Origin of the sequence: Hyphomicrobium sp., from assembly GCF_035687085.1 — a bacterium.
In the GTDB taxonomy this organism is placed as follows: domain Bacteria; phylum Pseudomonadota; class Alphaproteobacteria; order Rhizobiales; family Hyphomicrobiaceae; genus Hyphomicrobium_B.
In genome coordinates, this window is record NZ_DASRYS010000003.1 from 22,327 (window position 1) to 34,474 (window position 12,148).

The window sequence follows — 12,148 nt, forward strand, 5'->3', positions numbered from 1 at the left end:
CTATGGCGAAGACAGCACGACGTCCGCACGCGCGGCCCCGCCAGTGGCGAAAGCGCGACTATGCTCGACCCATCAAGGCCTGCTCGAACGTCTATTTGCTATCTAGATTTTCATGTCCCGCGCCAACCCTGACGTTGCTCCCAATCGGTTGCACATCAGTCGCCACTCCGGGATTACCGTTCCTGAGTGCGGCCCGCACCGAGGATGGACGACTTGTGGCGGCAGGTCTCCTGGCTCGCGGCTCGAACGTTCTCTCCTGCCTTCCCAAATTCCCAAAGACGGGAATGTCAGTGGCTTCTCGGAGAGGACTTGCCGCTTACAGTTGCGGGCGCAGCCACGGCATCGATGTTTCCATCTCACCGTGTTCCCTCTTAGCTCACGCTGGCATACGCCAGCGTCAGCACCGTCACGCTTCTAGTCCACATATTGCTCACGCTGCCGTCAAAAGAAATCGTCCCGAAAGTGAGCCGATCGATTTTCATCGAGACGCAACGGCCACACATTGCGTTTGCAAGTTCCCATGAACCGGGAACTTCCGGCAGTGAGCCGTCAATTTTTTTCCGGCAGCACAGAACCGGCGCGGTGAATGCGCGCCGGTCAAGTTACTCGGAAGCGTTTAGCCATCTAACTTGGAGGAAGCGCTACGGCAGCGCGAAGACGGTCAGAGATCCTCCGAGGTTTGTGTACTCGGCAAGACCAGCGTAGCCGCCAACGGCTCCCAGACCATCGGTCGGGTTCGTCAAGCCGGCGGCGAGACCGATACCGGCCCAACCACCAACGCCCGAGTACACTGCAACGTACTGCTTACCGCCGTGGCTGTACGTCATTGCGTTGCCGATGATGCCCGACGGAGTCTTGAACTTGAAGAGCTCCTTGCCGTTCTTCTGGTCGACGGCTTTGAAATAGCCTTCAAGCGTGCCGTAGAATGCAACGCCGCCAGCGGTGGTCAGTGCGCCCGACCAGACCGAGAACTGCTCGGGAACCGACCAGACGATCTTGCCCTTCCCACCATCCCAGGCGATGAAATTACCCATACGCCTCGGTTCATCCGGCCCCGGGAACATGGACAGCGTGGCGCCGACGTAAGGCTGACCAGCTGTGTAGGAAACCTTGAAGGGTTCGTAGTCCATGCACACGTGGTTCGTCGGAACGTAGAACAGGCCAGTCAGCTCCGAATACGAAGCAGGCTGCTGATCCTTGGTGCCGAGAGCCGCAGGGCAGATGCCCTTCGTGTTCACGTCCTGCCCCTTGCCGTCCTTGAACGTCGAGTACTTGGCGACGCGGATCGGACGACCGTAGTTCGGGCTCGATTTATCCATATCGATTCCGGAAGCCCAGTTGACCGCCGGATCAAACTTATCGGCAACGAGAAGCTCGCCCGTTTCTCGGTCCAAGGTGTACGCGAAGCCGTTACGGTTGAACTGCGTCGCCGTCTTGCGCTTCGTACCGCCGACGTCGAAGTCGGCCAGGATCGGCTCGTTGACGCCGTCATAGTCCCACTCGTCGAACGGTGTGAATTGGTAGGCCCACTTGGCAACGCCGTTGTCGACGTCACGAGCAAACATGGTCATCGACCACTTCTGATCGATTGGCTTGCCATCCGGTCCCGCGCGCTGGACGGGGTTCCAGGTCGAAGGGTTGGCGGTGCCGTAGTAGATCAGCTTGAGCTGCGGATCGTAGGCCATGTAACCCCAGACCGAACCGCCGCCGATTTTCCATTGATCGCCGTTCCAGGTTTTGATTGAGGAGTCCTTGCCGACCGGCTTTCCGAGCGACATGGTCTTCTCGGGATCGACCAGCATTTCGGAGTCCGGACCCGTCGAGTAAGCGCGCCAGATCCTCTTGCCGCTGTTGATGTCGTAGGCCGTGAGCGAGCCGCGAACACCAAACTCGGCGCCCGAGATGCCGACGATCACCTTGTCTTTGGTCACGAGCGGAGAGCTTGTGCCCGTCTCGCCATGTTTTGGATCGCCATTGACGGCTTTCCAAAGCTCCTTACCCGATTTCGCGTCCAGAGCGACGAGCGCGGTGTCGGCTTGATACAGGAAAACCTTGCCATCGGCATACTGCACCCCACGATTGACCGTATCACAGCACATCACGGGGATGACGGAGGGATCCTGCTTCGGCGCGTACTTCCAGATGATCTTCTGCTCGTCGGCGAGATTGAGCGCAATGACGTCGTTGGGGAAAGGCGTCGTGAGATACATCGTATCTCCGACCACGAGCGGTCCGCCCTCATGGCCACGCAGGACACCAGTCGAAAACGTCCAGGCGACTTTCAATTGCCCGACATTTTCGGTGTTGATCTGATCGAGCTTCGAGTACCGCTTACCGGCATAGTCGCCGGACTGGATGCACCAATCATCCGGGTTTTCAGAGCACTTGATCACGCTCTCATTCGCCCAAGCTGGTGCGGAGAACGCAACAGCTGAGAGCAAACCACTTGCCAACGCAATTTTCTTTCGCATCTGCTTCCTCCACTGTGTTGATGCCACGTACGCGATGTAGATTTTTGCGCACATCGTGAGGATGGAAGACTTCGAAAGGCGTTGGATTGCGACGTGGAATACACATCGGCTCACTCAACTGACTTTCATCCCGCGAATTCAAAATGATGAAAGTGACATGCGCTAGAGATCGAAGAAATTACGCCCTATCGCGGCGCTCCTAGGAGCATCGCATCGCTTAGGGACTTTCGGCCGATCAGGTCACCGAGATCCTGTCGCCGTTCGCAGAAGTATCCTTGCCTTGGGATCAGTCAAATTACACTTCGCCTCGAATTGATCTAAGACCAATTCAAGTTCTTTCCATTATCGCGCCTATTTCGCACCACTCTGCAGCATCCGCTGAAAAGCGTGAGCGTTTCGAGCGGCAGCGACTGATTGGCTGGTGGGCGCTCACCATCGGCGAACGCAAACGCCGCCATGCCAGCGCCTGCAACGGCGAATATCCCGGCGAACGCGACGAATGTTTCGTCGCTTCACGCAGACACCGCCAACGCGCGTTCGGCCGATCCCGCATCCATAGCGGACTTGCGTCGCAAGTCCGTCCGGTTGCTGAACGGGCGCAAGTGGTATGGCCTGCGCGGCAGTTGCGAAGGCCAGGGTCAATGCGGCAGCGCCGAGCAATTTGATCATGTGTTCCTCCACGTCGTGAATACTGAGGTGACATGCGCCACCTCACCGCCCCGGGAGCAAGCGGAACGCTCCAGTATGATGATTGCAGCGCTTCCAGCAGGGATCATCTTTGAAGCGATTGGTCTGAACTTCGCTTACCTAGGATGAATCCCGCGAGCGTTGAGCCTAGTGAACGACCTCGCCGTGCAGCGTCAAATCGAGACCTTCGCGCTCGACGTCCGGCGCGACGCGCAGGCCAATCGTCCAGTCGATGACCTTGAGAATGATGAAGGTGACGATCACGTCGTAGACGAGCACGACGAGCACACCGCCCACCTGCTCGAGCAGCTGATGCGGATTGCCCTCGATCCATCCTGCCCGTCCGCCGTATTCGCTGACTGCGAAGACGCCGGTCAACAGCGCGCCGACGATGCCGCCGACGCCATGCACGCCGAATGCATCGAGCGCGTCGTCGTAGCCGAACATGTGCTTGAGACCCGTCACGCCCCAATAGCAGAAGATACCGGCCGCGATCCCGATCGCCATCGCACCGGCCGGCCCGACGAAGCCGGAAGCGGGCGTGATCGCGACGAGCCCGCCAACGGCGCCCGAGCAGATGCCAACGACCGTCGGCTTCCGCCGCAGCATCCATTCAATCAGCATCCACGTAAGAGCGGCGATTGCCGTTGCGATCTGCGTCACCAGCATCGCCATTCCGGCCTGGATGTTGGCCGTGACCGCGGAGCCGGCGTTGAAGCCGAACCAGCCGACCCAGAGAAGCGACGCGCCGATGAAGGTGAGAACGATGTTGTGGGCAGGCCCGCTATCTTTGCGCGCTCCGAGCACCAGGCAGGCGATCAACCCAGCCACGCCGGAGTTGATATGAACGACCGTGCCGCCGGCGAAGTCGAGAACGTTGAACCACGCGTGCTCGTTCGATGCATTCAAGATTCCGCCCGGCCCCCAGACCCAATGCGCGATCGGCGCGTAGACGAGAGTAGCCCACAGAGCAATGAACCAAAGCATGGACGAGAACTTCATGCGCTCCGCAAAAGCCCCCGCAATCAGCGCCGGCGTGATGATCGCGAACGTTAGCTGGAAGCAGATATAAACCGTCTCAGGGATCGTGGGTGCAAGCGGGTTGGGATTATTCGCGCCGGTCGAGACATCGCTCAGTATCCCTTGCAGGAACGCGCGATCGAGACCTCCGATAAAGGAATTTCCGGACCTGAACGCCAAACTGTAATTGAAGGCGGCCCACAGAACCGTCACCAGACAGGTGATTGCGAACGACGTCATCACCGTGTCGCCAACATTTTTTCTGCGCACCATCCCGCCGTAGAAGAGACCAAGCCCCGGGATCGTCATCATCAGGACGAGCGCAACAGCAGTCAGCATCCAAGCGGTGTCGCCTGGACTGGCCGTGCACTTTTCGACAACGGTCGCGCTGCAGGCCGGAACGGCTGCCGGAGCGGCAGGCGTATCCTGCGCAACCGCGACTGACGATGCGAGAACACCGGCGACGCTCGCGATCAACACTGCAAGCGCGAAGCTTCTAAGTATCTTTAGGAGTGCTGAAAGCCTGCCCATCGCCAATCCAGCGAGCGAAAAATCGGAGGGGAGCATCGCCTGAAATCTCCTTTGGGAAAATCGATCGGGACAAATGACATGAAAGTATGAGGATGGGGCGCAATCATCCGCCTGCGCTGAATACGCAAAATTATGCTTTGATCTTTGGCGCAACTGGCCACGTCTAAAGAAGCTAAAGTCTGAGTCTTGGATAAAAATGCGTCTTCAAAAAAAGCCTCGCAGCTATGCCCCGGGGGGAAGACGGGCTTTTCGGCTCGCCCTTAAGACGCGACCCAGACGAAATCTATGAGGGCGCTGCCAAATGCGGCTTTCGGCCGTTCAAGCCATAAGGTCAGAGTTTGGAGGGAGGCATGAAAGAGCCCGAACGGGCTATTATTCCGTACGCGGTTTATCTGGAGCAATTCCTCGGCAGAGCCCGCCGGCCTGCTTAGCCGGCCCATGTTGACCCCCGGCCGGGAGGGGGTGGCCCAGAGGACGCAATGCTCGCGGGCACACAAAGGAACCGGATGGGCGTCGGTTTCGTTCCTCCGTTGAAGCAAATTTGGAGGAAATGAGATGACATACGAAGATCCGCGCTCCGGTCGCGAGCGTAACCTCGGCCAGGACGACGTTGGCACCTCGACGGGCTCCTGGATCGCAGGCGCCATTATCGTCGCGGCAGTCGCGTTGGGCGCTTGGTATTACTACGATTCCAACCGGAACGTTGCCGATGTGAACCGCCCCGCGACTACGGCTTCCGATACCGCGCAGCCGGGTACGAGCGGCACGACGACGGGTCCGGCAGCGCCGAGCAGCACGGGCGGTTCGAGCGGCACCGCCGGCAACACCACGACGCCCGCGCAGGATTCGACCGGCGTCCAGGGTACGGAAGGCAACAAGAACAGCCCCGCCCCGGAAGCCCCGAAGCCATAGTGCTTCTACATTGAAAAAAGGGCTCGCAACCGCGGGCCCTTTTTTTGTGCGATGTTCTTAGTACCGGGTCGAGCCCGCACAGCAGCACGCGCGCTCTCATAAAAATCTTTGCGCAATCGCTCTTGTAAGAACGCCGCAATCGCCCCTTAGTGGTGCCCCTGCGGATCGTGCTAGCCGAACCTTGGCACCCGTACGAATTGCGACCTAGAAAATGGGCCACAAATTTTCTCGCGCGACCTGACAAAGAGATGAAGCTTTACCCGGATGAACGAACTCTCCTCCTGATCGATGGAGCGAGTTTTCACGCCAGCGCAAAGTCTTTGGGCTTCGACATCGATTTCCGCAGGCTCCTGAATCTCTTCCGGAACAAGGTCAGGCTTGTGAGAGCGCACTACTACACGGCAATTCCGCAAGACCCGGAATACTTCGCAATACGGCCCCTGCTCGATTGGCTCGATTACAACGGCTACTTCGTCGTGACGAAGCCGATGAAGGAATTGACCGACAAGTCGGGCCGCAAGAAATACAAGGGGAACATGGATATCGAATTGGCCGTCGATGCGATGCGCATGGCCAATCAAGTCGATCACATCATGATTTTCTCGGGCGACGGCGATCTGCGAAACCTCGTGGCCGCTCTTCAGGAACTGGGCAAACGCGTCACGGTCATTTCCACGCTCAAGACAGTGCCGCCGATGGTCTCAGATGAACTCCGGCGGCAAGCCGGCCATTTCATCGACTTAGCGGATTTAGGAGACGAAATCCGTCGGATCTATCCCGAGGTAGCGGCGCAGCGGACCGGAAAAAAGCCGAGCCCCGCGCCAGCGCGCGATCTGGCCCAAATCGAAGACGACAACTAGGCGGGAAGCGCATCGGGCCTTCGGCTAAAACTTCAGCGCTGCGGTCACGCTCAAAATATCGCCCTGGAAGCGGTTTGTAGCATCAACCTCGTGCAGCCACTTGCCGACGATCTTGCCGGGAATGCCGGCGGCGGTGGTGTTCCACATGACCGCCGGACCGATCGCTGCCGACGAGCTGCGGATGCTCGGCGCTCCCGCGCCGCTGTCGTTCGTGAACTGCGAATAGTAGTACCCGTGCAGCCCCACAGCAAAACTCTGCGAGAAGTACTTGTTGAGCATTCCGTCCAAATGGAACTCGTCGCCCGTTCGATAATGGGTGGCGAGGTTCTCAGTATTGAACATGACGCCCGGCACCAGCGAAATCTCATAACCCTGCTTCTGATCGAGCCAAGTCAGCGCAACGACGGTATCGAACGTGTAGTAGTTCCGGCTCGAATTGAGCGCGGCGCCATCATGGTAGGCGCCAGTCGGAATGATGACCGACTGGTAAGCACTCACGTAGAGATCTCCGAACGCCCAATAGAGGACGAGCGGCGAGATGCTTGTGTCGCCGCGATCGGCAACGCTCGCGTCGAGACTGAACGGCGGGGGCTTGGCCTCGATGCTGGCGTCGAGGAAAGTCGTGTACGAGCCGAAAGCGTACTTGGCGCCAAGGAACGTATGCTCTGTGACGTACTGAAACCCGCTGAGATAGAGCATGGCGCTAGCGGACACGGTATCCGGCACAGCCGGCCCTTTGAGCTTCGCTTGGTAGCTGTAGGCGGTGCCATAGACGTAGAGCCCCGCAGCCGGCGCGACCGCCACGGCGAAGTCTCCGTAATAGCCCGGAACATAATTGGTGAGCCCGCCCTCGGCAGCCTGCGTTTCCCAGGCAGACAGCGAAAGAACCGCGGCAAAGGCGAAGCTACCCCCTAAACCGTAGCGCCGTCCCACGCTCCCCAACATTGCCGCCCCCGTTTGCAATAGAAGTTCAGTAATCGATCAGCCCGAGATAGAGAGCGCGAACCGCAGCATGCGTTTTGTTAGCAGCGCCAAGCTTGCGCATCGAATTCCGCAGATGGCTTTTGATCGTCTCTTCGCTGAGGCCCAGAATTTCGGCCGTCTCAGGCACGGTCTTGCCGCGGCCCGCCCACGCCAGCACGTCGCGCTCGCGGTCGCTCAGCGGCACGCTCGACAACGACTCAGGCGCGACCAGCCGGTTGGGATCGTCCCGGTGCTTTTCCGCGATGAGATCGACCGCGCGCTGAACCCAGTAGACCAGCACCACATGCAGGTCGATCTTCTTGCGCATGATCATGAAGCGGAAGCGGCTGATGGTATCCTTCCAGTAGAAGGAGCACAGGCTCGAGTTCATACGGCCGAGACGATCCCGGTAATGGAATGGCACAACGACGCCGTTCTTGAAGCCATGGTCCTGAGCGGCTTCCATGATTTTGTAGGCCCCGGGCTTCGGCCCGCTCGGCACGCTGGGCAGCGGAACTTCGTCCCATACAAACGGCGTGTTGGTCCGCCGCGCGTACTTCACGCAATGATCGACATGGACGAACTTGTTCGACTTGTAGTCGCTCTCCCACGCGTCCCCCGTCGTGCCCATGTAAAACGGCACGTCCTGATGCGGATTTCCGACATCAAGGAAATTGAACGAGGCAAATCCATAGTCCTCCGCAATCCGCTGCAAAGTATTCTTCAATTCATCGAGGTCGTTTGACGCTTCGACTGCAGTGATCGCTTCTTCAACGTTCATTTCACAGACTCTCCCCCATTCAGGGGATTTCCCAAACCCCGCCATCTCGCGAAAAACTTCGGCATCGAATTAGCCACGCACCTGGTGCCGATGAGGTCGAAGTTTTGCGCACGGAAGTTGCCATGAGTTCACAAAGACCGAGACTGGTTGCGAAACTTTGCAATGTCCAGAGCAATCCCGCGCTTGTGAGAGAATTTCAAGAATTCCGGAAGCGGTTGTTCGTCGACACATTGCAGTGGGACTTAGCCGTATTCGGAAATCTTGAGATCGATCAATTTGATGGAGCAACCGCGACGTATTGCGCCATCTATGCTGACGACAAACTGATCAGCGGATTCCGGGCGATACGTTGCGACCACGAATACTTGGCCCTTTCCGTATTTCCCCAACTTGCGACCGAGCGGCCATACCCCAGAGCGCCGGACATGTGGGAAATCAGCCGCCTGGGCGTCCAGCCTCCCGACCTAAATGTTGCAGGCGTCACCTATGCTGTGATGCTGCACTTGGCGCAGCAGCGCGGAGCCAAGGCGCTGGTGGCACTGGTCGATCTTTGTCACGAGCGTCTGCTCCGGCAGATCGGCATCAAAACGCGCCGCTACGGATCTCCCCAATACATCGGGGACGATCGTAGGGGCCGCCGACTCACCGCGGTTGCAGGTGAAATTCCAATCCTAGAGCAAGGCGGCGAAGCCTACGAAGCTCTCATGGATCTCCTCCAAACAATCGAGATCATCGATGAAACACTGGTTTTCAGACGTGAGGCCGTTCAATCGGGACCCGCTACAGTTCTTCCTGACGCAGGCAGAGTCGGCGATCGATCCGCTGGTGAGGCTGCATCTTGGGCCAAAGCCGGTCTGGTTAGTAACCGATCCTGATCTCGTCCGGCATCTCTTGAAGGCCGACGAGTTGCTCGTCGACAAGGGACGCTTCGTGAGCAAGCTCCGTCCCGTCGTCGGCCAGAGCACGCTCACCTTGAACGGCGAGGAAAATCGCAAACGCCGGGCAGTGCTGCATTCGGTATTCGCCAAGGGCGTCGCCCAGCGCTTTGTTCCGGAAATGTCAGCCGCCATACGTGAAGCTGCAATGGTGGCCTCCCGGCAATCGGAAGTTTCTGCGCACGATCTGACCGCGCCGCTGGCCCTGCGCATGATCTGCATCGCCATGTTTGGCAAGGACGTGCTTTCGCGCGGGGACGAGCGGGCGATCGTAGAAGCCGTCCGGCTGGTCGAATCCGATCTGGCCGACGATTTGTTCCGCGTTCTGCCGCTGCCGCCCTGGAAAGCCCGGGCTCGCGCGCGCAAGCGCGAACTGGCACGCCGCATGATCGATGCCGTCGTCACCCGCGTTCGCGCCCGTGCAGCGTCTTCGACCGCGGTCGGCGCCCTAATCAATCTTGGCTTGAGCGATGTCGAGATCCGCGACGAAATCGTGACCATGTTGCTCGCCGGCCATCACACGACCGGCTCGGCCGCGGCCTGGATCCTTTATTACCTCGGCACCATCCCGGGTCTGGCTGACGAACTCGCCGAGGAAGCGGAAGCCTCCTCCGATGAGGCAGGCGAGTTGCGGCCGGAAATTCTGCCGCGCGCCTCAAAGAGCCTGGCCTTCGTCCGCGAAGTCCTAAGGCTTTACCCTTCGGCTCATTGGTTCTCGCGTGATGTCAGGACCGACATCACCATCCGCAACGTACCTCTCAAAGCCGGCGACGCGCTCATCTTCTGCCCCTGGCAGCTGCATCGCGACGTGAATTACTGGAGCAATCCCGGCGAGTTCGACATGACCCGCAACTTCACGGGCAAGGCCTACCTGCCGTTTGGCGCGGGCCCACGCGTCTGCATAGGGATGGGCTTGGCCAATCTTGAGTTGCAGCTCCTTGCTCTCGAGATGGCGGCGGCATTTTCCATCAGCATCAAAAGCAGTGTCCCCGCTCCGATGCCGACCCCGTCCGTCACGCTTGTACCGCCCGATATCCGCTTGTCACTCCGCGTCCGTGAGCCCTGGCAGAAGGTCATTTCGCTTTCGCATTCGCCAATGGCCGCCGCTTCCTGAAATACGAAAAACAGTCCATGGACCGACCGCTATTCATTCAACAGAATCAGCCTGACGAGCTGGTTGTACATCTATGCCGCGTTCTCGATGCAATTCGGGACGCCATGGATACCTCGCAGCGCCGCGGTCAGACCAACATCACCGTAGAACTCGGCACGCGGCTCCGGCAGATCGCCGAACTGGTCGACCGCCTGCCGGTGGACAATGAAGAGGACTACTAGACGGGCTCTGCGATGGCCGCAAAAATGTCCGTCAATCGGACCTTGAGAACGCGCGCGATCTCGTAAAGCTCACCCGCTTTGAAGCGCGCCTCTCCCAATTCTCGGCTCGCGTACTCGCCGACATCCAATCCGGCGACGCGGGCCATGGCTTCAGCTGAAATGCCGGACGCGTGGCGAAAAAGACGTACACGCTGGCCGATGAGGATATCGACTCTCCGATATCCCCCTAACAAACGAGGCATTGGCGGTTCGACCCCAGTTCTTGGACTGCTTCCCCCAGCCGGACGTTAGCCCGACACGAAAAATCCTGGCCACCGATAATAGCCCTAATGCCCTAAGCTGCAAGAGAAGCCGGTTCACTTGCCTTAACGCGTTGGCGCGCGTGGTGTTCACTCGGATAGGCCCGCCCCATCTCCTTTGACATGCGGCGGCGGACCGGCAGCCTTGGCGCGCGCCGCCTCGCCATCGGCGTCCATCTGACGGAGAAAATCCGAAATCGGCGGCTCTTCAGCGCAAAGGGCGATGCAGACGACCAGGACGCCGAGCACAACGCCCCCGGCGAGTAGTCCCGCGGCGTCACTCAACGAGAATGGATCTGTCGTCAGGGCGCCGATCAGCATGGTCTGTCCTCAAGACGCCGGAGATTAGCCCGCGGGACGTTCGCAAAGCTGTTCCCGGCGGAACAGCTGCCTCATAACCGCCCTCCGACGCGATCACATGCGTATTTGGCGGCGCTGGTAAGTTGTGCCAGTAAGAATGCTCTTCCCGTCTGCCCCCCCTTGCGAAGCAATTTCCCTGCGAGCGAAAGAAGAACAATGCCGCCGAAGACTGATGCGCCCACCAGGGTCAGGCTGAATGCGATTTGTCTGATCGTTCTTTTGCTCGCCGGCTCAGCCGGCGAAGCGGCCGCGCAATGCGGTAACGGACCGGGCGGCTTCCAGCCCTGGCTTCAGCGGTTCAGGCTTACAGCTGCAGCCCAGGGCATCGGCTCGGGAACCGTTCTATCCGCCCTATCGGACGTCACCTACGATCCCGCCGTCATCCGCCTCGATCGCTCGCAACGCTCATTCAAGCTCAGCTTCCAGCAGTTCTACGCACGCCGCGTCAACAAGGCCATGATCAACAAGGGCCGCGCACTGATGCAGCGCCATCGCGCGCTGCTCGATCGCATCGAAAAACGCTTCGGCGTTCCGGCCGAGGTGATCATCGCGATCTGGGGCCTGGAAACGCACTACGGCGCCGATGCCACCGCCCGCTACTCGGTCATCCGTTCGCTCGCGACATTGGCCTACGATTGCCGCCGCAGCGAATTCTTTACCGGGCAATTGCTGGATGCTCTGCGCATCGTCGATGAGGGCGATTTCAGGCCCGCCGAGCTGCGCGGCGGCTGGGCCGGCGAAATCGGCCAGACACAGTTCCTACCCACGCCCTACATCCGTTATGCGGTCGATTTCGATGGTGACGGCCGCAAGGACCTGATCCACAGCGTGCCTGACATTCTGGCTTCAACAGCAAATTTCCTTGCGGGCCACGGCTGGCAGAGGGGCCAACCTTACGGGCCCGGAACGCACAACTACGGCGTCATCACGCAATGGAACAAGGCGAGCGTCTACGTCCAGACCATCGCCACGATGGCCGATCAAATGCGGTGAC

General features: G+C 59.4%; 12 protein-coding genes and 1 riboswitch. Of the genes, 6 read left to right on the forward strand and 6 right to left on the reverse strand.

The annotated features are described in order from the left end of the window. Window positions 1–203: 203 nt before the first annotated feature. Window positions 204–423, reverse strand: a riboswitch (cobalamin riboswitch). Window positions 424–641: 218 nt separating this feature from the next. Beyond that, window positions 642–2,471: a methanol/ethanol family PQQ-dependent dehydrogenase gene (locus VFG26_RS02955; RefSeq protein ID WP_325022060.1), complete on the reverse strand. Its 1,830-nt coding sequence runs from the start codon at window positions 2,469–2,471 to the stop codon at window positions 642–644. 834 nt (window positions 2,472–3,305) lie between these two features. Then, entirely contained in the window at window positions 3,306–4,709 is a 1,404-nt protein-coding gene (locus VFG26_RS02960; RefSeq protein WP_325022233.1) for an ammonium transporter, read from the reverse strand. A 555-nt stretch (window positions 4,710–5,264) separates the two neighbouring features. Between VFG26_RS02960 and VFG26_RS02965 the strand changes: the two genes are divergently transcribed. Together VFG26_RS02965 and VFG26_RS02970 are read left to right on the forward strand one after the other, a co-directional pair. Then, a complete protein-coding gene (locus tag VFG26_RS02965) occupies window positions 5,265–5,621 on the forward strand; it encodes a hypothetical protein (protein ID WP_325022062.1) in 357 nt (118 codons plus the stop codon). A gap of 248 nt (window positions 5,622–5,869) precedes the next feature. After that, the gene (locus tag VFG26_RS02970) at window positions 5,870–6,481 is read left to right on the forward strand and encodes an NYN domain-containing protein (protein ID WP_325022064.1); all 612 of its coding nucleotides are present in this window, start codon (window positions 5,870–5,872) and stop codon (window positions 6,479–6,481) included. 24 nt (window positions 6,482–6,505) lie between these two features. Here the strand turns inward: VFG26_RS02970 and VFG26_RS02975 are convergent, their stop codons facing one another. Further along, window positions 6,506–7,426 (reverse strand): SphA family protein, encoded by a 921-nt coding sequence (locus VFG26_RS02975; protein WP_325022066.1) that lies wholly within the window; start codon window positions 7,424–7,426, stop codon window positions 6,506–6,508. Between the two features lie 25 nt (window positions 7,427–7,451). Continuing rightward, window positions 7,452–8,225: a helix-turn-helix transcriptional regulator gene (locus tag VFG26_RS02980; RefSeq protein WP_325022069.1), complete on the reverse strand. Its 774-nt coding sequence runs from the start codon at window positions 8,223–8,225 to the stop codon at window positions 7,452–7,454. A 122-nt stretch (window positions 8,226–8,347) separates the two neighbouring features. Here VFG26_RS02980 and VFG26_RS02985 point away from each other — a divergent pair, with 122 nt between their 5' ends. The 3 genes from VFG26_RS02985 to VFG26_RS02995 are packed head-to-tail and all read left to right on the forward strand — an operon-like array spanning window position 8,348 to window position 10,495. Beyond that, window positions 8,348–9,100 (forward strand): acyl-homoserine-lactone synthase, encoded by a 753-nt coding sequence (locus VFG26_RS02985; protein ID WP_325022071.1) that lies wholly within the window; start codon window positions 8,348–8,350, stop codon window positions 9,098–9,100. Continuing rightward, complete coding sequence (locus tag VFG26_RS02990; RefSeq protein ID WP_325022235.1) at window positions 9,051–10,274, forward strand: cytochrome P450; 1,224 nt, start codon at window positions 9,051–9,053, stop codon at window positions 10,272–10,274. The genes VFG26_RS02985 and VFG26_RS02990 overlap by 50 nt, the downstream gene beginning before the upstream one ends. A 17-nt stretch (window positions 10,275–10,291) precedes the next feature. Beyond that, a complete protein-coding gene (locus VFG26_RS02995; RefSeq protein ID WP_325022073.1) occupies window positions 10,292–10,495 on the forward strand; it encodes a hypothetical protein in 204 nt (67 codons plus the stop codon). Here VFG26_RS02995 and VFG26_RS03000 read toward each other — a convergent pair. Both VFG26_RS03000 and VFG26_RS03005 read right to left on the reverse strand, forming a co-directional pair. After that, entirely contained in the window at window positions 10,492–10,737 is a 246-nt protein-coding gene (locus VFG26_RS03000; RefSeq protein WP_325022075.1) for a helix-turn-helix transcriptional regulator, read from the reverse strand. The genes VFG26_RS02995 and VFG26_RS03000 overlap by 4 nt on opposite strands. Window positions 10,738–10,884: 147 nt before the next feature. Beyond that, window positions 10,885–11,115, reverse strand: coding sequence for a hypothetical protein (locus VFG26_RS03005; RefSeq protein WP_325022076.1), 231 nt, complete (start codon window positions 11,113–11,115; stop codon window positions 10,885–10,887). A gap of 195 nt (window positions 11,116–11,310) precedes the next feature. On the opposite strand from VFG26_RS03005, the gene VFG26_RS03010 reads away from it, so the two are divergent. Further along, complete coding sequence (locus VFG26_RS03010) at window positions 11,311–12,147, forward strand: lytic murein transglycosylase (RefSeq protein ID WP_325022079.1); 837 nt, start codon at window positions 11,311–11,313, stop codon at window positions 12,145–12,147. Window position 12,148: the final 1 nt, after the last annotated feature.

Excerpts from the sequence above, each read along its gene's own strand:
- VFG26_RS02955 (WP_325022060.1), bottom strand. The coding sequence starts at position 2,471 with ATGCGAAAGAAAATTGCGTTGGCAAGTGGTTTGCTCTCAGCTGTTGCG.
- VFG26_RS02960 (WP_325022233.1), bottom strand. The coding sequence starts at position 4,709 with ATGGGCAGGCTTTCAGCACTCCTAAAGATACTTAGAAGCTTCGCGCTT.
- VFG26_RS02965 (WP_325022062.1), top strand. The coding sequence starts at position 5,265 with ATGACATACGAAGATCCGCGCTCCGGTCGCGAGCGTAACCTCGGCCAG.
- VFG26_RS02970 (WP_325022064.1), top strand. The coding sequence starts at position 5,870 with ATGAAGCTTTACCCGGATGAACGAACTCTCCTCCTGATCGATGGAGCG.
- VFG26_RS02975 (WP_325022066.1), bottom strand. The coding sequence starts at position 7,426 with ATGTTGGGGAGCGTGGGACGGCGCTACGGTTTAGGGGGTAGCTTCGCC.
- VFG26_RS02980 (WP_325022069.1), bottom strand. The coding sequence starts at position 8,225 with ATGAACGTTGAAGAAGCGATCACTGCAGTCGAAGCGTCAAACGACCTC.
- VFG26_RS02985 (WP_325022071.1), top strand. The coding sequence starts at position 8,348 with ATGAGTTCACAAAGACCGAGACTGGTTGCGAAACTTTGCAATGTCCAG.
- VFG26_RS02995 (WP_325022073.1), top strand. The coding sequence starts at position 10,292 with ATGGACCGACCGCTATTCATTCAACAGAATCAGCCTGACGAGCTGGTT.
- VFG26_RS03000 (WP_325022075.1), bottom strand. The coding sequence starts at position 10,737 with ATGCCTCGTTTGTTAGGGGGATATCGGAGAGTCGATATCCTCATCGGC.
- VFG26_RS03005 (WP_325022076.1), bottom strand. The coding sequence starts at position 11,115 with ATGCTGATCGGCGCCCTGACGACAGATCCATTCTCGTTGAGTGACGCC.
- VFG26_RS03010 (WP_325022079.1), top strand. The coding sequence starts at position 11,311 with ATGCCGCCGAAGACTGATGCGCCCACCAGGGTCAGGCTGAATGCGATT.